The organism is Oceanisphaera marina (genome assembly GCF_014643915.1).
Taxonomy (GTDB): Bacteria; Pseudomonadota; Gammaproteobacteria; order Enterobacterales; family Aeromonadaceae; genus Oceanimonas; species Oceanimonas marina.
The window spans coordinates 73,143-96,961 of the sequence record NZ_BMKE01000006.1 but is presented as its reverse complement, the minus strand read 5'-3'; the positions used below and the strand labels follow the sequence as shown (position 1 = coordinate 96,961).

22 protein-coding genes are annotated in these 23,819 nt (G+C 54.1%); 12 read left to right on the top strand and 10 right to left on the bottom strand.

Annotation, left to right across the window (positions count from 1 at the left end):
- Positions 1–112: 112 nt before the first annotated feature.
- Entirely contained in the window at positions 113–616 is a 504-nt protein-coding gene (gene lrp / locus IEW52_RS05350) for a leucine-responsive transcriptional regulator Lrp (protein WP_239552505.1), read from the bottom strand.
- Positions 617–1,233: 617 nt separating this feature from the next.
- On the opposite strand from lrp, the gene trxB reads away from it, so the two are divergent.
- Positions 1,234–2,187 carry a thioredoxin-disulfide reductase gene (gene trxB / locus IEW52_RS05345; protein ID WP_188629036.1) on the top strand — a complete coding sequence of 318 codons (954 nt, stop codon included), beginning with the start codon at positions 1,234–1,236 and terminating at the stop codon, positions 2,185–2,187.
- A gap of 190 nt (positions 2,188–2,377) precedes the next feature.
- Here trxB and dauA read toward each other — a convergent pair whose 3' ends face one another.
- Entirely contained in the window at positions 2,378–4,135 is a 1,758-nt protein-coding gene (gene dauA / locus IEW52_RS05340) for a C4-dicarboxylic acid transporter DauA (RefSeq protein WP_188629035.1), read from the bottom strand.
- Between the two features lie 268 nt (positions 4,136–4,403).
- On the opposite strand from dauA, the gene aat reads away from it, so the two are divergent.
- The 3 genes from aat (at position 4,404) to infA (ending at position 6,095) form a co-directional block, all read left to right on the top strand.
- Positions 4,404–5,108, top strand: a complete 705-nt coding sequence (gene aat / locus IEW52_RS05335) for a leucyl/phenylalanyl-tRNA--protein transferase (RefSeq protein WP_188629034.1) — start codon at positions 4,404–4,406, stop codon at positions 5,106–5,108.
- On the top strand, positions 5,093–5,800 hold the full coding sequence (locus IEW52_RS05330; RefSeq protein ID WP_188629104.1) for an arginyltransferase: 708 nt from the start codon (positions 5,093–5,095) through the stop codon (positions 5,798–5,800). Before aat ends, IEW52_RS05330 begins: the two co-directional genes overlap by 16 nt.
- A gap of 76 nt (positions 5,801–5,876) precedes the next feature.
- Complete coding sequence (infA, locus tag IEW52_RS05325; RefSeq protein ID WP_007419779.1) at positions 5,877–6,095, top strand: translation initiation factor IF-1; 219 nt, start codon at positions 5,877–5,879, stop codon at positions 6,093–6,095.
- Between the two features lie 168 nt (positions 6,096–6,263).
- Here the strand turns inward: infA and clpA are convergent, their stop codons facing one another.
- A complete protein-coding gene (clpA, locus tag IEW52_RS05320) occupies positions 6,264–8,516 on the bottom strand; it encodes an ATP-dependent Clp protease ATP-binding subunit ClpA (protein ID WP_188629033.1) in 2,253 nt (750 codons plus the stop codon).
- Positions 8,517–8,564: 48 nt separating this feature from the next.
- Complete coding sequence (gene clpS / locus IEW52_RS05315) at positions 8,565–8,882, bottom strand: ATP-dependent Clp protease adapter ClpS (protein ID WP_188629032.1); 318 nt, start codon at positions 8,880–8,882, stop codon at positions 8,565–8,567.
- Between the two features lie 402 nt (positions 8,883–9,284).
- Between clpS and cspD the strand changes: the two genes are divergently transcribed.
- Positions 9,285–9,494, top strand: coding sequence for a cold shock domain-containing protein CspD (gene cspD / locus IEW52_RS05310; protein ID WP_188629031.1), 210 nt, complete (start codon positions 9,285–9,287; stop codon positions 9,492–9,494).
- Between the two features lie 97 nt (positions 9,495–9,591).
- On the opposite strand, the gene IEW52_RS05305 is transcribed toward cspD, so the two are convergent.
- The gene (locus tag IEW52_RS05305) at positions 9,592–10,197 is read right to left on the bottom strand and encodes a YqaA family protein (protein WP_188629030.1); all 606 of its coding nucleotides are present in this window, start codon (positions 10,195–10,197) and stop codon (positions 9,592–9,594) included.
- Positions 10,198–10,379: 182 nt separating this feature from the next.
- Between IEW52_RS05305 and glnD the strand changes: the two genes are divergently transcribed.
- The 3 genes from glnD to dbpA all read left to right on the top strand — a co-directional run bounded on the left by glnD (position 10,380) and on the right by dbpA (position 15,837).
- Positions 10,380–13,031 carry a bifunctional uridylyltransferase/uridylyl-removing protein GlnD gene (gene glnD, locus IEW52_RS05300; protein ID WP_188629029.1) on the top strand — a complete coding sequence of 884 codons (2,652 nt, stop codon included), beginning with the start codon at positions 10,380–10,382 and terminating at the stop codon, positions 13,029–13,031.
- Positions 13,032–13,225: 194 nt separating this feature from the next.
- Positions 13,226–14,257, top strand: a complete 1,032-nt coding sequence (dapD, locus tag IEW52_RS05295) for a 2,3,4,5-tetrahydropyridine-2,6-dicarboxylate N-succinyltransferase (protein ID WP_188629028.1) — start codon at positions 13,226–13,228, stop codon at positions 14,255–14,257.
- Between the two features lie 203 nt (positions 14,258–14,460).
- Positions 14,461–15,837 carry an ATP-dependent RNA helicase DbpA gene (gene dbpA, locus IEW52_RS05290; protein ID WP_188629027.1) on the top strand — a complete coding sequence of 459 codons (1,377 nt, stop codon included), beginning with the start codon at positions 14,461–14,463 and terminating at the stop codon, positions 15,835–15,837.
- Between the two features lie 141 nt (positions 15,838–15,978).
- On the opposite strand, the gene IEW52_RS05285 is transcribed toward dbpA, so the two are convergent.
- The gene (locus IEW52_RS05285) at positions 15,979–16,260 is read right to left on the bottom strand and encodes a DUF3081 domain-containing protein (RefSeq protein ID WP_188629026.1); all 282 of its coding nucleotides are present in this window, start codon (positions 16,258–16,260) and stop codon (positions 15,979–15,981) included.
- 54 nt (positions 16,261–16,314) lie between these two features.
- A complete protein-coding gene (locus IEW52_RS05280; RefSeq protein ID WP_188629025.1) occupies positions 16,315–18,198 on the bottom strand; it encodes an SLC13 family permease in 1,884 nt (627 codons plus the stop codon).
- A 314-nt stretch (positions 18,199–18,512) separates the two neighbouring features.
- Here IEW52_RS05280 and IEW52_RS05275 point away from each other — a divergent pair, with 314 nt between their 5' ends.
- Both IEW52_RS05275 and IEW52_RS05270 read left to right on the top strand, forming a co-directional pair.
- Positions 18,513–19,346 carry a CvfB family protein gene (locus IEW52_RS05275; protein WP_188629024.1) on the top strand — a complete coding sequence of 278 codons (834 nt, stop codon included), beginning with the start codon at positions 18,513–18,515 and terminating at the stop codon, positions 19,344–19,346.
- Between the two features lie 231 nt (positions 19,347–19,577).
- Positions 19,578–20,564 (top strand): diaminopimelate dehydrogenase, encoded by a 987-nt coding sequence (locus IEW52_RS05270; protein ID WP_229667806.1) that lies wholly within the window; start codon positions 19,578–19,580, stop codon positions 20,562–20,564.
- Positions 20,565–20,684: 120 nt separating this feature from the next.
- Here IEW52_RS05270 and IEW52_RS05265 read toward each other — a convergent pair whose 3' ends face one another.
- The 3 genes from IEW52_RS05265 to IEW52_RS05255 all read right to left on the bottom strand — a co-directional run bounded on the left by IEW52_RS05265 (position 20,685) and on the right by IEW52_RS05255 (position 22,331).
- Complete coding sequence (locus IEW52_RS05265; RefSeq protein WP_188629022.1) at positions 20,685–21,125, bottom strand: flavodoxin; 441 nt, start codon at positions 21,123–21,125, stop codon at positions 20,685–20,687.
- Between the two features lie 130 nt (positions 21,126–21,255).
- The gene (gene truC / locus IEW52_RS05260) at positions 21,256–21,999 is read right to left on the bottom strand and encodes a tRNA pseudouridine(65) synthase TruC (RefSeq protein ID WP_188629021.1); all 744 of its coding nucleotides are present in this window, start codon (positions 21,997–21,999) and stop codon (positions 21,256–21,258) included.
- Positions 21,996–22,331, bottom strand: a complete 336-nt coding sequence (locus tag IEW52_RS05255) for a YqcC family protein (protein ID WP_188629020.1) — start codon at positions 22,329–22,331, stop codon at positions 21,996–21,998. The genes truC and IEW52_RS05255 overlap by 4 nt, the downstream gene beginning before the upstream one ends.
- Positions 22,332–22,418: 87 nt before the next feature.
- Here IEW52_RS05255 and IEW52_RS05250 point away from each other — a divergent pair, with 87 nt between their 5' ends.
- Positions 22,419–23,453 carry a DUF3549 family protein gene (locus tag IEW52_RS05250; protein WP_188629019.1) on the top strand — a complete coding sequence of 345 codons (1,035 nt, stop codon included), beginning with the start codon at positions 22,419–22,421 and terminating at the stop codon, positions 23,451–23,453.
- Complete coding sequence (locus IEW52_RS05245) at positions 23,450–23,752, top strand: DUF3301 domain-containing protein (RefSeq protein ID WP_188629018.1); 303 nt, start codon at positions 23,450–23,452, stop codon at positions 23,750–23,752. The genes IEW52_RS05250 and IEW52_RS05245 overlap by 4 nt, the downstream gene beginning before the upstream one ends.
- The last annotated feature ends 67 nt before the right edge of the window (positions 23,753–23,819 follow it).

Sequence of the window (23,819 nt, the reverse complement as noted above, 5' to 3'; positions counted from 1 at the left end):
AAGTCGCCAGCACTCAAACGACAAACGAGCGGCCGGGGCCGCTCGCAGGTTCAGGAGGTTGGTCTGCCCCTGCCCCGTATAAAAATACCAGAGCCGAGCACATTAGCACAGTTTATCGGGTATTTATCACCAGACGATTACTCTGCTTCACTTCTTCCATCACGACATAGGTGCGCGTGTCATTAACGCCAGGTAAACGCAGCAGGGTTTCACCCAGCAGCTTACGGTAGGCCGACATGTCCGCTACGCGAGTTTTCAGCAAATAGTCGAAATCGCCGGACACCAAGTGACACTCTTGAATTTCTTCGAGCTTTTGTACCGCATCGTTGAACTCGTCAAACACATCGGGTGTGCCGCGATTGAGGGTAATTTCAACGAAGACCAGTAACGAGGCATCCAAAAACTGGGGGTTGAGAATAGCGGTGTAGCCTTCGATATAACCCTGGCGCTCTAAACGACGCACCCGTTCCAGACAAGGAGTTGGGCTCAAACCAACCCGCTTCGACAATTCGACGTTGGAAATTCGACCATCTTGCTGTAATTCATTCAGTATATTGCGGTCGATACGGTCAAGTTCTTTAGCCGGCCTGCTGTTCAAATCCAACACTTCATCCATCCTTTGACTCATTTTCAGTACATTCCACTGTGAAGATTAAACCTATATGGCATAAAACCACACCCTAATGCAATAGCGGTATTAGATTGATGCGCATTTCAACCGGCTCTGATGCCTAAGCTCGCCGTCATTCCGCAAGCAGAAAACAAATAAATACACACTAAAAACGATTATCTATACAGTTCCATAAAAGTTATCTTAGCATGGCGAAACGCAAACAGATAGCACATCTGTTTGATATTACCCTTAAATCATCATTAAATATAATTTTTGACGTCAGGATTGGACATTTAAACCAACAACAACATTCATAATGATATTTATCACGGATAAGCGATTATAAACTAAACACTTACTTCCCCTGCAGCCCCTTTATGGTAAGCATTTATCACAAAACGATTTTTCAGATTTTTACTCGTATTCACTGTTTTACCTGCAATATGGTTATATTGCATAACTATTCGTTATATTAAGCAGGCAACACCACATCAATCCGGTCTCGCTCTTGCTTGCAACGCCGATCATGGTCGCCTGCTCTGTTATGCTTTATTCCCAGATGTCTATCCCCTACAATCGAGCCCACTTTTATTTGCCCATTGCCAAGGTTGGAGCAACAAATGAGCCAAGCAAAACACGCCAAACTGCTAATTCTGGGGTCGGGTCCTGCAGGATATACTGCCGCCGTCTATGCGGCCCGAGCTAACCTCAACCCCGTATTGGTGACAGGTATTCAGCAAGGTGGTCAGCTGACCACCACCACAGAAGTGGAAAACTGGCCAGGTGATGCTGAAGGGCTAACCGGCCCGGCGTTAATGGAGCGTATGCAGGCTCATGCCGAGCGCTTTGAAACCGAAATACTGTTTGATCATATTAACAGCGTCGATTTCAGCCAGCGTCCGTTTCGCCTCAAGGGTGACAGCAGTGAATACAGCTGCGATGCCCTGATTATCGCCACCGGTGCCTCGGCCAAATACCTGGGTCTGCCTTCTGAAGAAGCGTTTCAGGGCCGTGGGGTTTCTGCCTGCGCCACCTGCGACGGTTTCTTCTATCGCAACCAGAAAGTCGCTGTGATTGGCGGCGGCAACACCGCCGTGGAAGAAGCCTTGTATCTATCGAACATTGCCGCCGAAGTACACCTGGTCCATCGTCGTGACACTTTCCGCTCCGAGAAAATTCTGATCGACCGCCTGATGGATAAAGTGGCCAACGGCAACATAGTGCTGCACACCGATCGTACCCTGGACGAAGTGCTGGGCGACAACATGGGCGTAACCGGTGTTCGTCTGAAAGATACCCAGAGCGATGCCACCGAAGAGCTGGCCTTGGCCGGCGTCTTTATCGCCATCGGTCATCAGCCCAACACCAGCATGTTTGAAGGTCAGCTGGACATGGAAAACGGCTACCTCAAGGTACAGTCCGGCCTGCATGGCAATGCCACGCAAACCAGTATTGAAGGTGTGTTTGCCGCCGGTGATGTGATGGATCATGTCTATCGCCAGGCCATTACTTCAGCCGGTACCGGCTGTATGGCGGCGCTGGATGCCGAACGCTATCTGGACGGTCTGAAGTAAGACGTCAGACCATAATCGGTAAGTCAAACGGCGCTGTTAATACGGCGCCGTTTTTGATTTCCAAGCCAGAAGAAAGCGATAAGTCGTTAGCACTAAACGTTCAGCTAAAGATAAACCCCTATCTTGTCGTCGCTGCTTCAGCTGCGAAATTCTGCCGAGCAGGATCTCGCTCGGTGCCAGACGCTACCTTTTACTCCTCACATCTCACCATTTCCGTTTCATTGTGTCGCCTGCTGACCTGCTCAAGTGCTTCTTGCAGGGTGGAATAAAACGATAGCTGATTGGCGATCGGCTGCACGCCGGCTCGAGCCAGAGTTTTCAATGGCTGAAATTGCAAATCGGCAATCACTACTTCTATGTGCCGCTGCCGGCACTGCTGCACAAAGCGACTCAGCGCGGCCTGACCCCCTGCATCCAGAATAGACACGGCGTCCATGTACAAAATCACGCCCGCTTGCCGCTCACACCAGGTCGCCAGCTCACTAAACACCCGATCGGCGGCGGCAAAAAACAGGGGACCGTTGATTTTAAACACCGACCAGCCAGCAGGCAGTGGCGTGGCCAGCAATCGCGGGTGAGTGGAGATATCGGACACCCGCGTCATTTCGGCAATATCGCGCACAAACAATACCGCCGCCACCAGAATACCCACGGTAATGGCCAGTACCATATCGAATAAAATGGTGAGCGAAAAACAGGTTAAAAACACCAGAATATCGCCTGCGGGGGCGGTTTTAAGCAACGTGACCGACTTGTGCGCTTCGCTCATGTTCCAGGCCACCACCATCAATAAGGCAGCCATGGCGGGCATGGGTAAATAAGCCAGCATAGGCGCCAGCAACACCAGGGCCGCCAGCACCACCAGCGCATGCATCATGCCAGACACAGGTGATTCAGCTCCCGCCTTGACGTTGGCCGCAGAGCGGGCAATGGCCGCGGTGGCGGTAATACCCCCAAAAAACGGGGTCAATATGTTGCCTATCCCCTGCCCCAGCAACTCGCTGTTGGCGCTGTGTCGCTTGCCGGTCATGCCATCCAGCACCACGGCACACAACAAAGACTCAATAGCCCCCAGCATGGCAATGGCAAAGGCCGCCGGTAACAGGGCCCTCAATAAAGACCAGTCCAGCGACAATGGTTCCCCATTTGCCCCGGGTTGCAACCATGGCCAAACCCATTCCGGCAACACAGGAGGAATACCCTGCCCGGTACTGCCATCGGACAAGACATAACTGAACTGGCTGCTGATGGTGGCAATATTCATGCCCTGCTTGTTCAGCAGCCAGGTAATAACACTGGCCAGCAGTACCGCCGGCAAATGTGCCGGAATGCCGGTTTTCAACCTCGGCCAGCCCAGCATAACGACCAGCGTCAACAAGGCGACCAGCACGCTTGGCCAATATAAATCCGGCACTGCCATAGCCAAAGCCTGCACCTTGCCAACATAATGTTCAGGCAAATTCGCAAGATCCAGACCCAAAAAGTCTTTTATCTGCAAGGTGGCAATCACGACGCCAATGCCACCGGTAAACCCCAAGGTAACGGACTCGGGGATATATTCAATCAGGCGGCCCAGCCGTACTACCGCCATGGCAATCAGTATGATGCCCGACATCACGGTCGCCAGCAGCAGGCCTCCCAGTCCGTATTGCTGGGCCACCGGAAACAGAATGACCACAAAGGCGGCGGTGGGGCCAGAGATACTGAAACGCGAGCCGCCGGTCAGGGCAATCACAAAACCGGCAATAATAGCAGTATAAAGACCGTATTGTGGGGCAACACCACTGGCAATGGCCAGCGCCATGGCCAGAGGAATGGCAATAATGCCCACAGTGATACCAGCCAGCACATCTTTTAATAATCGCTGGCGACCGTAGTGCTCCTGAAAACAACTCTCACGCAGTGCGTGGCCAATGCGTAGCGAAAACAAATGTGCCCGGTGCGGCATGTTTTTCTCCCGGTGACCTTATATTTATCTTATGCCATTGATTATATGCTCATTAGTTATTCATTCAATTAATGTTAATATAAGGTCATTCGGACAGCGAAACGTAAGAGTGGTGGGTAAATAATGAAGTGGTCAAGATAACTAAAACACACCAACTGGTAGCCCGAAACCCGTGACGAAAATGTGTCTAGTCTTTAAGGCTCAGGTGTTGGTCCACATTTCCCCCTTCACTCTTTACGCTTAACCCTCTGTAGCGATATAACTCATCATGCTGACCTTACTCGATAATCAACTTTGGTTTCCGCCACCCACGCAGGCACTGCAAGAGCCAAACGGCTTGCTGGCCGTGGGCGGTGATTTAAGCCCGGCGCGACTGCTGCTTGCCTACCAGATGGGGATTTTTCCCTGGTTTGAGCAAGATCAACCCATGTTGTGGTGGTCACCCGACCCGCGCGCGATTGTTGCACCAGACCAGCTCCATGTCAGTCGCAGCCTGGCCAAACTGGCACGGCGCAAGCATTACCGGCTCACCATCAACACCGCCTTTGAACAGGTAATTCATGCCTGTCGCTCACTAAGAGAGCATAAAGAAGGCACCTGGATTACCGCCGACATCGAACGGGCTTATTGCCAGCTGCATCGGCAAGGGCATGCCCACTCGGTTGAGGTGTGGCAAGAAAACCAGCTGGTGGCAGGGCTTTATGGCATCAGTCTGGGTACGCTATTTTGTGGTGAGTCCATGTTTCATCGAGTCGATAATGGCTCCAAACTCGCCATGCTCGGCCTGTGTCGGCATTTCAGACGTTATGGCGGCGAGCTGGTCGACTGTCAGCTGCCCAACCCTCATCTGATGAGTCTGGGCGTGCAAACTTGGCCCCGCTCCCGTTTTTTGCATAAACTAAAAAAGCTACAGCAAGAGCCGCTCATATCGGGATGCTGGCAATCAGGCGAGTTGGTATTATGCGAGAAGTAAATCTGAAGGTAGGGCTGACCCCCAAACATCCGTGCAGTTATTTGCCCGGGCAAAAAGAACAGTTGCTGGTGCTGCTCGACAAGCGATTGTTGTGCCCCGACGGCTACGAACAACTGCTTAGCGCGGGGTTTCGCCGCAGCGGATCCGATATCTACCGGCCTCACTGTCAGCTGTGCAGTGCCTGTGAATCGTTGCGCATCGATGTGGATCGGTTTGCGCCCAGCCGCAGTCAAAAGCGCATTGCGCGACTTAACCGCGATCTAGACATCATACTGAGCGAGCGGGACAAACCTGAATACTTTGATTTATATGCTCGCTACATCAGCCAGCGCCATCAGGACGGTAGCATGTATCCGGCCAACCAGGATCAGTACAAGGGGTTCTTGCTGTGTGACTGGCTGCCGCCGCTTTTTATCGAATTCAGGCTTGAGCAACGGCTGATAGCCGTAGCGGTCACCGATCAGCTTGAACAGTCTCTTAGCGCCCTGTACACCTTCTATGAACCCGATGTTGAACACAGATCGTTAGGCTCTTTTGCCATTATGAGCCAGGTGGCGATAGCAAAAGAACAACACAAGAAATGGCTTTATCTGGGCTATCAGGTAGATGATTGTCAGAAAATGAATTATAAACAACACTTCCGCCCTCATCAGCGACTCGTAGCCGGACATTGGCAAGCGATGAAAGACTGAGCGGAAACTTTACACTCAGGGCGAAATCCGGCATGATCTACGCCGCTTTTATTGCCTGCGTTAACAAGAGGACTCAATGGCTAAAGAAGACAGTATTGAAATGCAAGGGACCATTCTGGACACCCTGCCGAACACCATGTTTCGCGTTGAGCTGGAAAATGGCCACGTGGTAACTGCTCATATCTCCGGAAAAATGCGCAAGAACTACATTCGTATTCTGACCGGCGACAAGGTCACCGTTCAACTGACTCCTTACGATTTGTCGAAAGGACGTATCGTCTTCCGCGCTCGTTAATTCGTTTGCCAGTCACACCCGAAGGAGAGTAAACAGCATTTTCTGTTGCTCGCTGTATTTTGGGTGCTTTGCTTGCTTGTGTTCTGCCAGGCATTTGCCTCTTGAATAAAAATGCCCGGCTCTCTGAAAGGGAGCCGGGCATAGTGGCATTATGTACTCAGTGACATGTTAGTGGGCCAAAGAGGCTTCCGACTGATAATCAAAATGCAGTTTGTTGTCCTTAAGGGTGACTTTGACCGAGCCGCCACCAACCAGTTCGCCAAACAGCAGCTCGTTGGCCAGCGGCTTTTTCAGTTGCTCCTGAATCACCCGCCCCATGGGTCGCGCCCCCATCGACCTGTCGTATCCCTGCTCGGCCAACCAATGACGAGCTGGCTCGCTCACTTCCATCGATACGCCTTTGGCATCCAATTGCGCCTGCAGTTCGACAATAAACTTGTCTACTACCTGATGAATCACCGCCATATCCAAGTTGTTGAACCAGATTATATGGTCTAACCGGTTGCGGAATTCAGGCGAAAAGGTACGGTTGATTTCGCTCATCGCATCATGGCTATGATCCTGCTGCTGGAAGCCAATCGACTTGCGAACCGTCTCTTGCACCCCGGCGTTGGTGGTCATCACCAAAATCACATTACGAAAGTCTGCCTTGCGTCCGTTGTTATCGGTCAGGGTACCGTTGTCCATTACCTGCAGTAACAGGTTGAACACGTCCTGGTGTGCCTTCTCGATTTCATCAAGCAGTATCACCGCATGAGGATGCTTGATCACCGCATCAGTCAGCAGCCCGCCCTGGTCAAAGCCCACATAGCCAGGTGGTGCACCAATCAAGCGCGACACCGTATGAGACTCCATGTACTCGGACATATCGAAGCGTACCAGCTCGATGCCCAATACTCGGGACAGCTGCTGCGTGACCTCCGTTTTACCCACCCCGGTCGGGCCTGCAAACAGGAAAGAGCCAATCGGCCGATTCTCGTTACCCAGGCCAGAACGACTCAAGCGAATGGAGTCGGTCAACACCTCTATGGCCTTGTCCTGACCGAAGACCACCATTTTCAGCTTGGACTCCAGGGTTTTCAGGGCTTCGGTATCGGAGCTGGAAACGGACTTTTCCGGAATACGCGCAATTTTGGCCACTATGGCCTCAATATCGCCCACTCCTATGGTCTTCTTGCGCTTGGACGGCGGCATCATGCGAATTTTGGCGCCCGCCTCGTCTATGACGTCAATGGCCTTGTCCGGCAGATGACGATCGTTGATGTATTTGGCCGACAACTCGGCGGCAGCCTTCATCGCCTTGTTGGTATAACGCACATCATGATGAGACTCGTAACGACTCTTCAACCCCATCAGTATCTTGGTAGTGTCCTCCACCGATGGCTCGGGAATATCGATCTTCTGAAAGCGTCGCGCCAGAGCACGATCTTTTTCAAATACCTGACTATATTCCTGATAGGTGGTCGAGCCTACACAACGGATTTGCCCGCTGGACAGCATGGGTTTAAGCAGATTGGCCGCATCCAGCTGGCCACCAGAGGCCGCCCCCGCACCAATAATGGTATGGATCTCATCAATAAACAGGATGGCGCCTTTCTGCTTTTCAAACTGTTTCAGCAGCGCCTTGAACCGCTTTTCGAAGTCACCCCGGTATTTGGTACCGGCCAGCAAGGACCCCATGTCGAGGGAGTAAATCACGCTGTCGGCGATGATTTCCGGTACTTCGCCATGCACGATACGATAGGCCAGACCTTCGGCAATCGCGGTTTTACCCACCCCGGCTTCACCCACCAGCAGCGGGTTGTTCTTGCGGCGACGGCACAATACCTGAATCGCCCGGCTCACTTCATGATCTCGCCCGATGAGCGGATCGATACGGCCTTCCTTCACCCACTGGTTAAGGTTGGTCACAAAGCCTTCGGCCTGATTGCTCACGGCTTCTTCGCTGTCTTCCGGTTGCACGGAGGGCGCATCTTCCTGCTCACCATCTTTGCGTACACCGTGAGACAGAAAGTTGACCACATCCAAACGACTGATCTGGATTTTTTTCAACAGATACGCAGCCTGAGACTCCTGCTCGCTGAAAATGGCCACCAGCACATTGGCACCGGTGACTTCGGCGTTGCCGGAAGACTGTACGTGAAACACCGCTCGCTGCAGTACGCGCTGAAAACCGAGGGTCGGTTGGGTTTCAATCTCCTCGTCTCCCGCTGGCAGCAAGGGTGTGGTCTGCTCGATAAAAAGGTGGGTTTCACGACGTAATTGTTCAAGATCGGCACCACAGGCAGTTAATGCCTCTTTGGCAGCCGGATTATTCAACAACGCGAGTAGCAGGTGCTCCACCGTCATGAACTCGTGGCGAGCACGACGCGCTTCGTTGAAAGCGTCGTTCAGCGTGCTCTCAAGATCTTTGTTCAACATAGGCACCTCCCCTAAAAACTTCGGTGTCCCGTTGCGGCGGGTACTATCTCATTCCTGCTCCATGCTACATAACAACGGGTGTTCGTGTAGTCGAGCATAATTATTCACTTGCGCTACCTTGGTTTCTGCGATTTCTGCAGTAAACAGGCCACAGACCCCTTTGCCTTGATAATGCACTGCCATCATCACTTGTGTTGCCTTGTCCTCATCCATGGAAAAGAAAGTTTGCAGCACCTCCACCACAAAATCCATGGGGGTATAATCGTCGTTATTCAAGATGACCTTATACATAGGAGGGGGTTGCAGCGCTATTTCTTCCACCTCTTTTAACTGATCACCATCGGCCTGCCGTGTTCTCCTGCTCATATACCTACTCTAAATCACCGTTCCAGATCTCGCTACACCAGAGATGCCAAATATTAGACATCTGTGAGTGGCGTCCTTCAAAATCATGGCATAAGCCGCTTCTTGACTGTCAGGATATCAGGAACTCTCCAGAGTGTCTTTTCCTTCACCCTACTGCCTGGATTGGGGCTGTCAATAGCCTTGGTTTCAGGTTGTGAAGTAATAAACAAAGGCTTGACTCATCTCGCTGTTTGGCTAGAGTGGAGTCTTGGTAATCATTAGATTGGCTGCGTGTCGGACCTGTTTTAATGATTGCCGCATCCGGCGAAGAATCGCCTGTAGTAATCATTGGCCAGGCTCAATATAGCCGTGGCTGATAATTCAATGTTGTTTAGGATGTTTGAGCATAAGGGATGCACAAGTATGACAACCGGTACGGTGAAGTGGTTTAACAATGCTAAGGGATTTGGCTTTATCTGCCCACAGGACGGCGGTGATGATGTGTTCGCACATTTCTCCACCATTGAGATGGATGGATATAGAACCCTGAAGGCGGGCCAGTTGGTACAATATAAAATTGAACAAGGCCCCAAAGGGAATCATGCAACCAGCATCAGACCCGCGGGCGAATAATAATAAAGCACGGATACCTGGTATCTGATAATCAAGGCGCTACGGCGCCTTTGTTATTTTATCTCCCATCGCCAGCCGTGAAATAAATACCGCAGTCTTATTTCCCTTCCAGCCACCACTGCACGCCAAAGCCGAGAATGGCAAGTATCAATATCGCAAAACCTACCGGTTTACCCCGGCGCTTAAACAAGCCCATGGCCTGCTCGCCAAACAGGTGAACCAAGAGCGCCAATCCAAAATAGCGTATGCCTCTTGCCACTGCCGCCGCCAGCATGAACATCCATAGTGGATAACTCGCCGCACCGGCCGCCAGCATGGCAACCTGAAACGGCACCGGAGTGACTCCCACCACCACTATTGCCATAAAACCCTGTTCCGCCAAGGTGTTTTCAAAATCGGCAAAGGCATCCTGCGCCCCCAGGGTCGTTAACAACCATTGCCCCAAACTGTCGAATAACCAGCCTCCAAACCAATATCCCAGCAAGGCACCACACAGACAGCCGGCCAGAGCAACCGAGGCCAGCAGCCAGCGGCGCTGTGGTTGCAACAACAACAACGGAATTAAAATAAGCTCCAACGGAATAGGCACAATAATGGCTTCCAGCAAGGACGCCATAAACAGTACCGGCAATAAGTACCCCGACGCCATGGCACGGCGTATCCAGCCAGGTAATTCATTGTTGCCCACTTCGGTATTTGGCATATACATCAGCTCCACACAAACGCAGACTCTTATCTTATCAAGCTTGCTGGCGGCGTCTAATCTCAACAAACATGCCTTTTGACAGAGACGCTGCACAGTTCACCCTTGGTTGATATCGATATATGCTAACTTAGTGCAGCTAACCCCAGCCCCACTCCAGACTCAGAGGATATCGTTGCCCTATGGATGCCAGCCTGCTTGCTCCGGCCCTGCTCGACCCGGCCGAACTCACCCTGCCCAAGTGCAAAGAAATACTGGCCCGCCTGCAGCAATGGCTAGAGCAGCGCTTTAATGCCGGCGACGACATCATGGAGCTGGTGGTCACCCGCTCTCAGCACATGGATCAACTGCTGACCGGCCTGTGGCAGCACTTTGGCCTGGCACAGGACCCGCAGCTGGCTCTGGTAGCCGTAGGCGGTTATGGCCGCGGTGAATTACATCCCTACTCCGATATCGACTTGCTTATTTTGTATGAAGGTGACGCCAACCCTGCCATCAATGAGCACATCAGCCGCTTTGTGACCCTGCTGTGGGACTTACGACTCGAAGTGGGTCACAGCGTACGCTCGGTAAAGGAATGCATCCAGCAGGGAGAGCAGGATCTTACCATTGCCACCAACCTGATAGAGGCGCGCCTGATCACCGGTTGCTATCACACCTTTGCCGCATTAACTCACGCGACCGAGCCGGACACCTTCTGGCCAAGCCAGGCCTTTTTTGAAGCCAAGCGGGAAGAGCAGACTCAACGCCACCTTCAGTATCAAGACACCAACTACAAACTCGAGCCCGATATTAAAAACAGCCCCGGTGGCCTGCGGGATATTCAAACCATCAGCTGGGTAACACGCCGACACTTTGGTGCTACCACGCTGCACGAAATGGTCAGTCACGATTTTCTAAGTCAGGACGAATACGTAGAGCTGCTCGATTGTCAGAATTTTTTGTGGAAGCTGCGCTTTGCCCTGCACATGGCCATCCACAAATCCGACAACCGCCTGCTCTTTGACCGGCAACGGGCCGTGGCCACGGCCCTGGGGTTTGCCGGTGAGGGCAACGAGCCGATAGAACAGATGATGAAGCGGTTTTATCAAACGGTGCGACGGGTGGCCGAACTCAACGAGATGCTGTTGCAGCTGTTTGACGAAGCCATTCTGGGTCACATCGCCATGGATGTAAAAGCACTGACCCCGGAGTTTCGTTTACGCGGCACCCTGGTGGATGCCATCGATCCCGACCTATTTATTGAGCAACCGGCCGCCATTTTACGGCTGTTCTATCAAGTCGCAGCCCAGCCCCAGGCGACCGGAATCTATTCCACCACGCTGCGCCAGCTGCGTGATGCACGCCGGCTATTGCCTGATTTTTTATGTGAACGGGCCGATTGTCGACAGCTGTTCATGATGCTGATGCGTCATCGCCACGGCTGTGGTCTGGCCCTGACGCTGATGCATCGCTATGGCATTCTTGCCGCCTACCTGCCCCAGTGGAATAAGATTGTCGGGCAGATGCAGTTTGATATGTTTCATGCCTATCCGGTCGACGAGCATACCCACCGACTGCTGAAAAACATGTATCGTTTTCGCAAACCCGAAGCCAAACGCAGCCATCCGCTGTGCTTTGATATTTGCAGTCGGCTGCGCAAACCCGAGTTGCTTAATCTGGCCGGGCTGTTTCATGACATTGCCAAGGGGCGTGGCGGCGATCATTCCGAGCTGGGTGCCGAAGACGCGCTGGCCTTTTGCCTGCAGCACAATCTCGACAAATCCGACGCCCGCCTGGTGTCCTGGCTGGTTCGCCAGCATCTGTTGATGTCGGTAACGGCACAACGGCGTGATATTTACGATCCCGACGTGATCAGCGAGTTTGCCGGTCTGGTCAGAGACGAATTACGGCTCGATTTTTTATATGCACTTACCGTGGCCGATATTTGCGCTACCAACGACCACCTGTGGAACGACTGGAAAGGCAGCCTGCTGCGCGAGCTGTATTTTGCCACCCAGAAAGCCCTGCGTCGCGGCCTGGAAAACCCGCCGGATCTGCGCTTGCGCATTCGAGAAAATCAACGCCAGGCGAGGCAAATACTGACCCAGCTGGATACTTCCGAGGAGCAAATCAAGCCGCTGTGGTCCCGGTTTACCGCCAATTATTTTCTCCGCCATACCCCAGAGCAAATCGCCTGGCATAGCCGACATATTATCGCTCATGGCAACAGCCAGCGCCCGCTGGTGCAAATCAGCCAGCAGCCGGGTCGCGGAGGCAGCGAACTGTTTATCTACTGTCCCGATTCGCCGAATCTGTTCGGCCGGGTGGCCGCGGCGCTGGATCAGAAAAACCTGAACATACACGACGCCCAGATCATGACCTCGAAAGACGGTTATGCCCTCGACACCTTTATCGTACTCGAGCCCGATGGCCAGCCGGTCAGCGGCGATCGACTCAGCGATTTGTGCCAGCGTCTGAGCGAGGTCCTGATCCGCTCGGCTGCACCCAGAATCCGCATTCGTCCCCCGTCGCGCCGGCATCGGGAGTTTACCGTCACCACCCAGGTCAACTTTCTGCGCCCCCGGCAGCCCACCAAGCGCACGCTGATGGAACTGGTCGCCCTCGATACGCCCGGCTTGCTGGCCAGAGTCGGCAACGTATTCAGCCAGTTGAAGCTCAATCTGCACGCCGCCAAGATCACCACCATTGGCGAACGGGTAGAAGATTTTTTCAGCCTGACCAACCGGCATAACCGGCCATTAAACGAGCAGGAACAAGCTTTGCTGCGCGAAAAACTGGTGGAAGAGCTCGCGCAGGACGGAAAAAGTGTGATAAAAAACACCTTAAATTGATGCAACACATCGGTAAGGTATCGAAATGGCACTCTGCAAGCCATTCTCGACGCCGCCTTTGAGCCAGGCAGAATCATTCGCCATTAAAGGGCTCAACAACCAGCCAGGCACCGCCTGCGACTGACCAACATACGGCTGGCGGCCTTTACCGTCGGCCGATGACACATTCAAATCAAATAAACGGAGTTACCTGGATGGCAAATTTTGCTTTCGGACTGGGTGTGGGCACCAAGTCCGCCAAGGGTGAATGGCTAGAAGTCTATTACAACCTGCCGCTGCACAAAGCCGATGACACACTGGTTAACGCAGTAGCCGAAACAATCGGCTATCAGGGCGGCAACGCGGCCATCGAAATCGACAACACACAGCTGAACTCCCTGCAAGCGGCGTTCCGCTCTGCAGGTGCCGAAGAGCAGGCCGAGATCGCCAGCATCCTGGACGGCACCAGCCAGCCACTGGTAGTGACCATTCTGGATACCGACGCCGCCCCCGCAAGCACCGCCGAGGTATATCTGAAGCTGGCATTGCTCTCTCATCGCCTGGTTAAGCCCCACGGTATAGACCTGTCCGGTATGTTCGGCTTGCTGCCCAACGTGGCCTGGACCTCCGAAGGCGCCATAGCGGTAGACGAGCTGGCCAAGCGTCAGCTGTCCGCCCGCGCCCAGGGTCGTACCATCAGCGTTGATTCGGTCGACAAGTTCCCGAAAATGACCGACTACGTGGTGCCGACCGGCGTACGTATCGGCGATGCATCCCGTATCCGCCTCGGGGCGCACGTAGGCGAAGGCACCACCGTTATGCACGAAGGTTTTATCAACTTTAACGCAGGTACCCTGGGTGTCAGCATGGTTGAGGGCCGTATTTCTGCCGGCGTGGTAGTCGGTAACGGCTCCGATCTGGGTGGCGGCTGTTCCACCATGGGCACCCTGTCCGGTGGCGGCAATATCGTCATTTCCGTAGGCGAAGGCAGCCTGCTGGGCGCCAATGCCGGCCTGGGCATTCCGCTGGGCGATCGCTGTACCATAGAGTCGGGTCTGTACATCACCGCCGGCTCAAAAGTGACGGTACTGGACGACAAGAACCAGGAAGTGCAAACGGTTAAAGCCGCAGAACTGGCAGGAAAACCCGATCTGATGTTCCGTCGCAATTCCCAGAGCGGCCGCATCGAGGTGAAAACCAACCAGTCTGCCATCGAGCTGAACGCCGAGCTGCACAAGCACAACTAATCAGGCTAGTCTCTGTCGTTCATCATGAGCGGCATGCAACCGGCAAAACGGCGCTGTTTGATACAGCGCCGTTTTTATTGGCTGAAAGTATTGACTAAGACTGTGCTCGCCAAATAGTCAAAAATCACCACAGGCAATGCTTTTCTGCTATTATATCGGTCCGCCTTTGTGCACCTCCTTTTTCTGACCTCAAGAGTTTTACCGTGAACAACACCGAATTTTCCACCCTGTCTCTGGACCCTGCGCTGATCGCCAACCTGACCAGCCTTGAATATACCCGCATGACGCCCATTCAGGCTCAGAGCCTGCCGCTGATGCTGAACGGCAAAGATGTGATCGCCCAGGCCAGCACAGGTAGCGGTAAAACCGTGGCCTTTGGCCTGGCATTGCTGGCACGACTCGATGTCAATCGTCTGGGCGTGCAGACCATGGTGATTTGCCCCACTCGCGAGCTTGCCGATCAGGTAGCGCGCGAACTGCGCCGTCTGGCTCGCGCCATGGCCAACGTCAAGCTGGTGGTGCTGTGCGGGGGCTCGCCTACCGCGGCACAGACGGCGTCTCTGGAATTTGGAGCCCACATAGTGGTGGGTACCCCGGGGCGCATGCTCAAACATCTGGAGCAAGGCAGCCTGGTGCTGGACGATCTGAATACTCTGGTGCTGGATGAAGCCGACCGCATGCTCGACATGGGCTTTGCCGACGATATCGAGCGTGTAGTGGCGTTTGCCCCCCGAGAACGTCAGACGCTGCTGTTTTCGGCGACGTATCCGGAAGGCATTGCCGATCTCAGCCGGGGTTTGCAGCAAGCACCAGAGCGGGTGTCCGTTGCGGACGAAAACAGAGCCGACACCATAGTACAGTTGCTGTTTGAAGTGGTGCCCAATCTGCGCAAGCAGGCGCTGGCCACCTTGCTGGCTCACTATGCGCCCCGCTCGGCCGTGGTATTCTGCAACACCAAACGCGCCTGTCAGGAAGTGGCCGACCACCTGACCAATCTGGGTTTTGCCGCGCTGGCACTCAATGGCGATCTGGAGCAGCGGGAACGGGATCAGGTATTGATTCGCTTTGCCAACGGCAGTGCCAATATTCTGGTCGCCACCGACGTGGCTGCCCGCGGCCTCGACATCAAAGAGCTGGCGGCGGTGATCAACTACGACATCACCCAGGATCCGGAAGTCCACGTGCACCGCGTGGGTCGTACCGGACGTGCTGGCCAGCAAGGCCTGGCATTGAGCCTGTACAGCGCTCAGGAAGCCTATCGCGTCAACATGATTGAAGAATATCAGCGCGCGCCCATCGTTCAGGGCTCGCTGGCCGATTTGAACGGCAATATACCGGCGCTGCAACCCGACATGGTTACCCTGAACATTGCCGGTGGCCGCAAGAGCAAGATCCGCGCCGGCGATATTCTGGGCGCCTTGACCGGCGAGGCAGGCATCCAGGGTGCCGAAGTCGGCAAAATCGATATTTCAGAAATGCAGTCTTACGTGGCCGTGCACAGAGATGTCGCCAACAAGGCACTCAAGCATCTGCAGCAGGGTAAAATCAAGGGCCGCACCGTCAAGGTACGACTGATTTAAGAGCCAGTGAAGCACCACCAGACCATGCTGGCGCCTGGCTAACACACTAAAAAAGCACCGAACTGGCAGGTTCGGTGCTTTTTTGATCGGTTAGCCTTATCTGCCAAACACTTCAAGATTACCGGCACTCTAAAGCAGGGCTTATTCCTCGCCTCGTTCGCGGTCATTGTAATGACGGTGAATATAGTCAATCTTGTCCATAAACTGGCTTTTCAGCTTTTCGCTGCTGTAGTCAAACTGGTAGCTTTGATGGAAATTCAGCTGCAAGGTCACGCCACTGCCGGACAACACCACGCTGTAACCGTCAAAGTCGCTGCTGGCCACTACGCCATCCAGCATGTGTCCTTCTTCGTAGGGTTCGCCAAAACGGCGGATTTTATCAAACACTTCCAGCACTACCTTGTTATTCAACTCATTCTGCATGTTTGCCTCCTCAATTTACCTGGTGCTTACGCCTTAAGCGTTACAACCCACACATTACAGCGGCCAGACCCAGAGTAACATAGGTATGGTGACCAGTATCACCAGGATATCCAGCGGTAATCCCAACCGCCAGTAATCGCCAAAGCGAAACCCGCCAGGGCCCAGTATCAGGGTGTTATTCTGATGGCCAATCGGTGTTAAAAAGGCACAGGAACCACCAATGGCCACCGCCATTAAAAAGGGATCCATGCTCACTCCCAGCTGGTTGGCGGTACCAATGGCAATGGGGCACATGACCGCCGCCGTTGCCGCATTATTCATCAAGTCCGACAGGTTCATGGTGACCACCAGGATCAGCGCCAGTGCTATGGTGGCATGCCCCTGAGCGACGCCATTCAATAACAGGTTGGCAATCAACTCGGCCGTACCACTCGACTCCATGGCCTGCGCCACCGGGATCAATGCGCCCAACAGCACGATCACCGGCCAGTCGATGGCACTATAAACCGAACGCGGCGGCACGGTACGCACCACCATGGATAGCAGCACCCCGGCGGCAAACGACACGGCGGCCGGTAACAAACCAACCGCCGCCGCCAATACCGACGCCGCCATAATCACGGTGGCCAGCAACGCCATGCGTTTGTCGGGAATGCGCAGTTCACGCTCGGCCAGCGGCACACAGCCGGTGCTGGAAGCAAACTCGGCAATGGCTTCCGGCCCGCCCTGCATCATCAACAGATCACCGGCTCGAAAAGGCTGGGCCCGCAGTCGCTTGACCGAACGCTTGCCCTGGCGCGATATGGCCAGCAGGTTAATACCATAACTGGTTCTCAGCTGAATGCCGGTGGCGTTTCGCCCCAGCAAGCCGGAACTGGGCAATACCACCAGCTCCATCAGCACCACTTCGTCATTCGCGTCACTGCTGGTGTCATCCGCCGCTTTATCACTTTTATCGGCTTCGATTTCCTGAGCCGCGGCAACGGCGTTCTGAGTGCCATTTTTTCCGTCTTCCCTGGCTTTTTCCTTTTCTTTTTCATCCCGGGTTGCCTTGGCTTCTTCCAGTTTCAGACCCAGACTGGACAAGGCACTGGCCAGGGTTTCGGCTTCCGCTTCCAGCATCAGAATATCACCGGCTCGCGCACGACGACGGGGGCTGGGGGTGGTCACCCGTACCTCATTACGTACCAGCCCCAATACCTGAGCATCCGCTTCAACCAGAGCCTGCTCTATTTCGCGCAGCGTCATGCCTTCGGCCTTGCATCCCGCTGGTACTCTTGCCTCTGTGGTATAGGCGCCCGAGTCAAAGCTGTCGGCACCGCCCTGCTTTCGCCCCGGCACGATGCGCCAGCCTATCAGCGCCACAAAACTCACCCCTACCGTCGCTACCACCAGTCCCACTGGCGTAAAGTCAAACATGCCGAACATGCCCTCACCACTGGCCTGGCGAAAACCCGAGACGATCAGGTTGGGCGGCGTACCAATCAGGGTCGTCATGCCACCGAGTATGGTGCCAAAAGACAGCGGCATTAACACCTTGCCGGTTGGGATCTGCTGGCGCCGCGCCATCTGTACCGCCACCGGCATCAACAGCGCCAAGGCACCCACGTTATTCATAAAGGCAGACAACACGGCACCCAGTGCCGTCAGGGCCGCAATCGACAGGGTCGCTCCCGCGTTCGAGGGCAGCAACCAGCGCGTCAGCACATCGACGGCCCCCGAGCTTTGCAGGCCCTTGCTTAATACCAGCACGCAGGCCACAGTCACCACCGCAGGATGGCTGAAGCCATCAAAAGCCACCTCGGCCGGCACCAGTCCGGTTAAAATACAGGCCAGCAAAGAGCCCGCCGCCACCATGTCGTGACGCCAGCGACCCCATAAAAACATCAGCACTGTGCTGATCAGAATGACAATAATGATGATCTGTTCGTGATTCATTTAATGGTCGCTCCTGCTCAAGGACGGAGGGATACTTCAAGGCGGTGTTTTCCCAAAGAGAATCACACATCAGCTGCTCGCTTAATACTCAAGTGCGGCCTGTCGAGTGTAGCAGTATTCATGGGCGATTCGACAATAAAAAATCAAGAATCACAAGGGCAAAAAAGAGGCATAATCAGTTGAATTAAAACGATTAACCCTAAAGATTAGGCGTTCGGATCCATTCTCATTCACCAAACATGTTTAGGCGCACAATGGTGGCCTTTAGCGGCAGCTCGGGCTAAAATCGTTTTTTTATAAATACGGTAGTACTCATGATCAAGCTTGGCGATAACAATACCCTGCCCCTGTTACGATTAGACGATAAAGGCGGCTGGCTGGATGCGGGAGAATACGGCGAGACATTTTTGCCGCGGCGCCAGTTGCCAACCGATTGTCAGCCTGGTGATGAGATAGCCGTTTTCATCTATCTGGACTCGGATCAAGAGCCGGTCATTACCACGGAAACACCCAAAGCCCGAGTGAAGCAGTTTGCCTCATTAAAAGTGGTGACCACCAATCGTCTGGGTGCGTTTCTTGACTGGGGCATGAAGAAAGATATTTTTGTGCCGCAACGCAGCCAGGCCAGACCCATGGAGACCGGTCGCCACTATGTGGTGTACCTGTATCTGGATCACGAAGGTCGCATGGTCGCCAGCAGCAAACTGGACAGCTTTCTCAGCCGCGAGTTTCCCACCTACCAACCAGGCCAAGAAGTGGATTTGCTGGTCGCCGAGCAAACTCCCCTGGGGTTCAAGGCTGTGGTAGAAAACCGGTTTTGGGGCATGTTGTTCCGCTCGGATATTTCGGGTCGCATCCCCATGGGCCTGAGCACCAAGGGCTATGTCAAACAGGTTCGTGACGACGGAAAAATCGATCTGGTTCTGTTCAAACCCGGCCCAGGCAAGGTTGATGATGCCGCCCAGGCGGTACTCGACAAGCTGGAGCGTGCCGGTGGCACCATGCAGGTAAACGATAAAACAGACCCGGATACCATTTTCCGTTTGTTTGGCATCAGCAAGGGCACCTTCAAGAAAGCCATTGGCGGCTTGTACAAGCAAGGCCATATAGTGATTGAAGCAGGCGGTATTCGCAGCACCAAACACTAAGGCGCCGGTATGCAGTAACGCGGTTTCAATGATAATATCCCCCTGTTACAAATGCAGCCAAATGGCATAAATAGGCGGTTCAACCACTGCAACCGCCTGATAAGCAATGGAAACGTAACAGGTTTAAGCATCTTTACGCCTTGATTGGCTGTCTCGACACTGCATTTGTAGCCTTGGTTCACTACCACAAATACATACAAATACTGCTAGCTAGAAACATAAGGTTGATTGATGACACAAATAAACATCGCCATCGCCGGCTATGGCAATCTCGGCCGTGGTGCCGAAGCCGCGATCCAACAAAGTCCCGACATGCGTCTGGTTGCCGTATTCAGCCGCCGCGACCCCGCCAGCGTAGAATTGCTCGACAGCTCGGTACCCGTTCATGCGATGGCCGATATAGAACAGTTTCAGAACGATATCGATGTGCTGATTTTGTGTGGCGGCTCCAAATCCGACCTTCCCGAGCAAGGCCCCGACCTGGCTGGCATGTTCAACATCGTTGACAGCTTTGATACCCATGCCAAAATTCCGGAATACTTCGCCGCACTGGACCAGCCTGCACAGGCTGCCGGCAAGGTTGCCCTGCTGTCTGTGGGCTGGGATCCTGGCCTGTTTTCGCTGAATCGCCTGTTTGGTGAAGCCATTTTGCCCCAGGGCGAAACCTATACCTTCTGGGGCAAGGGTTTGAGCCAGGGTCACTCGGATGCGGTGCGCCGCGTGGCGGGCGTTAAATCCGGTGTGCAATATACCCTGCCTTCCGAACCGGCCATGGCCCGGGTGCGCAATGGCGAGCTGCCTCAGTTAACCACCCGAGAAAAACATACCCGTGAATGTTTTATCGTGCTGGAAGACGGCGCCGATGCCGACACCGTGCGTAATACCATCGTCACCATGCCGGACTATTTCGCCGACTACGACACCACGGTCAACTTCATCGATCAACACACTTTTGCCGAGCAGCACAGCAGCATGCCCCACGGCGGCTTTGTGATCCGCAGCGGTGAAAGCGGTAGCGACAACACCAAACAGGTGCTGGAGTTTTCACTGAAGCTGGGCAGCAACCCGGAGTTCACTTCCAGCGTATTGGTGGCCTATGCCCGCGCAGTGTACAAACTGAGCCAGGCTGGCGAAACCGGTGCCAAAACCGTGTTCGACGTAGCCCCGGGCTTGCTGTCGCCTAAAACCCCGGCACAACTGCGCAAAGAAATGCTTTAAAAAAGCGGTAAGCCATCAGCGATAAGCTGTCAGCTGTCAGCTGTCAGCTGTCAGCTAAACATAAAAAAGCACCGAGCCTTTGGGAACGGTGCTTTTTATTTTTGTTTTCCTGGTGCTGGATTAAATCTTCTCTATCCAGCTGCTGAGCCATATCAGAGCCGGCTCTTCCGGATCCAGGGTCTCGCTGGCATCTACCTCCAGACCGTCGGTCACCGCTTGTGCCTGCAGTTCTTGTAACAGCGCGTCCACTTGTACGCCGGCCCCGCAAAAATCTTCATAACTACTGTCACCCAGGGTGGCCAGCGCATACCGCAACTGGGGCATGGGGGGACAACGTTCGCGCATTTCTTCAAATAACGGCAACAAGTTGGGTGGCAGCTCTCCCTGACCCGTGGTTGAGGTTACCCACAGCCAGAAATGGCCAGTATCCAGATCCGATAACTCGGCCTCTTCATGCAGCGTGACCTCGTGGCCGGCACCCACCAGGGCTTCTTCCAGCGTTTCGGCAACCGAGAAGGCCGAGCCATACACGCTACCCACTATAATATCTACTGCCGCCATGGTTACTCCTGTTAATACTTCGTTGCTAAGCTATTGAAAAATAGCATAACCCGAGACGCCAGCGTTTCATATGCCTTCGCGCCATCCTCCAGCGTAAAAAACGAGCCTGCTTTTTCTGACAGCTGAAAGCTTATCGCTGATAGCTTGCTGTTACTGCCTGCCAATTAAATTCTTCAACAATATGCTGCCAATCGGCATCCAGCGACGCGTTCAGTTGCAGGGGCGCCTGAGTGACCGGATGGAGTAACGACAAGCGATCAGCATGCAGCAGCATGCGATGGCAGTCATATTGCTGACGAAAAAAACGATTATGACGCCCCTCTCCATGGGTGGTGTCACCCACTATGGGATGAAATAAATGCGCCATGTGTCGGCGCAATTGATGCTTGCGCCCGGTTTGTGGCGTCAACCGCACCAGACTGTAACGGGTACTGGGATGCTTTTTCGAGACCGCGAACGGCAGCTCCACCTGCGCCAGATTCTGCCAATGGGTAATGGCCTCTTGCGGGGGCTTGTCGAGATCGGCAAATTTATCGGCAATGGCATCGGGCTGAAAGCTCAAGGCATAATCCAGGGTGCCCTGCTCGGGTAGATAACCGCGCACCACCGCCAGATATTGCTTGCTGACCTTATGTTCGGTAAACGCCTCGGTCAAGCTACGCGCCACGGCGGCACTCTTGGCAAACAGCAATACCCCCGACGTGGGTCTGTCCAGCCGATGTACCGGAAACACATGGCAACCCACCGCGTCCCGGGTGAGCTGCATGGCAAAGCGCGTTTCGCCTTTATCCAACCAACTGCGATGCACCAGGAGCCCCGCTTCTTTATTGATGGCCACCAAAGATTCATCTTCATAAATAATATCGACGCTCATGCTTCACGTACTACCGCTTGGCCCGACAAGGTTTCATCAAGCCCGGCAATCGCCTCCTCAAGGGCGCGGGTGTCTACCGCCAGAGGTTTAAAACTTTCGGTCGCCATGGGATAAATCGAAATGTTATTCGGCAAGGGCACTCCCGCCTCCAGCATCGCCTGCAGCCGTACCAGGAGCACAAATTGCAGCCACTGGCTAAAGGTCAGGGTATCCAGACAAAAAGGCTCTGTGCTGGCGAGTGCGGCGGCGCTGGGGGGCTCGCTTTGCCACCAGGACAAGGCTTTCAATTCTCGTTCAATGGCATATAACCGCTTTTCAACCTCGGCTGACATCTATTTGCTCCTCTTAAAACACGCGCCTACTATACCATCTTGGCGTTTGACTCCCTATAATCGGCGGCTGTTCGACAGGAGAAACCGATGCAAATAAATACCTTGAGTGAATTTTTAACCCAGGCAGGCACCGAGTTTCGCCTTTATGATCTGGGTCGTCGTCTGCAGCCATTAAATCATGACGATTTTGCCGCCATTGAAGCCAACCAAAGGCCCTATCCCTGGCCTTTGCAGCGGCATGCCTGGCTGGCGGTGTGCTACTGGCAGCAACAACACAAGGCCCAGCCTTATGTGTGGTTTCTTAAATTACCGCTGGATGAGCGCGGTCTGTTCAACAATGGCGCCATCAAGCACTTTTTAGCCGCCTTGGTTGAACAGCTGGGTCAGGACGTTACCGCCGAGCTGACCGACGAGCAGCAACAGCGACTGGCGCAAACGCCGTTTACCTTTCAACCCACCCAAGACAAACTGGCCGCGTTTCATGCACGACTGGGCCTGGATTTGACTCTCCCCCCCTCGGTCTTTTTTCAGGGAGTACGGGATTATATTCAGGCTCCCGAGCAACACGACTGGCAACAGCTAGGGCTACAGGGGCTGGCCGATGTAACGGCGCGCCTGCAGCAAGATAATGCATTAAGCCAACCGCTGGCCGATCGCCTGCTTGAGCTACCGCAGCCAGTACAGGATGCCCTGCTGACCCAGTGTGAACATCAGCCGTTGCCTTCGGTCGTGATCGAACGGCTGCTGGGTGCCATTACCACCGAGCTTGAGCGTCAGCAACCTAATCAGGAGCGCATTGCCCAGCTGCTGCGTGCCACCGCTGGCAGCCCAACCTCTGGCGAGCGACAGCAAAAAATTGCCACCTTGCTGGCCTTGGCCCCAAGCCAACCGCTGATGCTGAGCCTGGCGGCACGACTGTGGCAGGATTTGACGGACGAAACGCTGCTGTTGAATTATCTGGAACAACTGGCCGAACATCATGGCGAGCTGTTTAACGGCCTGTTTGCCGAGTTGGTTTCTCTGCCTGCGCTGCGGCCGCTTATTCTTGGCAACCTGCACAATACAGCCTTGTCTGCCCGTTTGAAAAACGCCCTGGGTTCTTTGTTCAGCGGCACATCATGACCGAGCTGCTGGGGCTGTTATTGCTGTTTCTGCTGGGGGCCGGATACTGGCAGGTGCGGCGCCAGAGCGAGTTTGCCCGGCTTTGGCTGGAGCGCTATTGCCGTCAGCAGCAATTTCAGCTGCTGAGCGTGTATCGTTATCGCTATCAATGGAAAAAAGGGCGCCTGCTGGCAGAATTTCGCTTTGAATTCAGTCACGATGGGCTGCAACATAGTGAAGGCAAGCTGTGGTTGCATCATGTAAAAGTGCTGAATGTGTCGGTACCCGTCTTGCGCGAGTCACCGTCACCTATGCTTTAATACATGACAGTAAGCCGTCAGCTGGAAGCAGACGAAGTAAAAGAGGCTTGATACGCAAGCTCAGGCT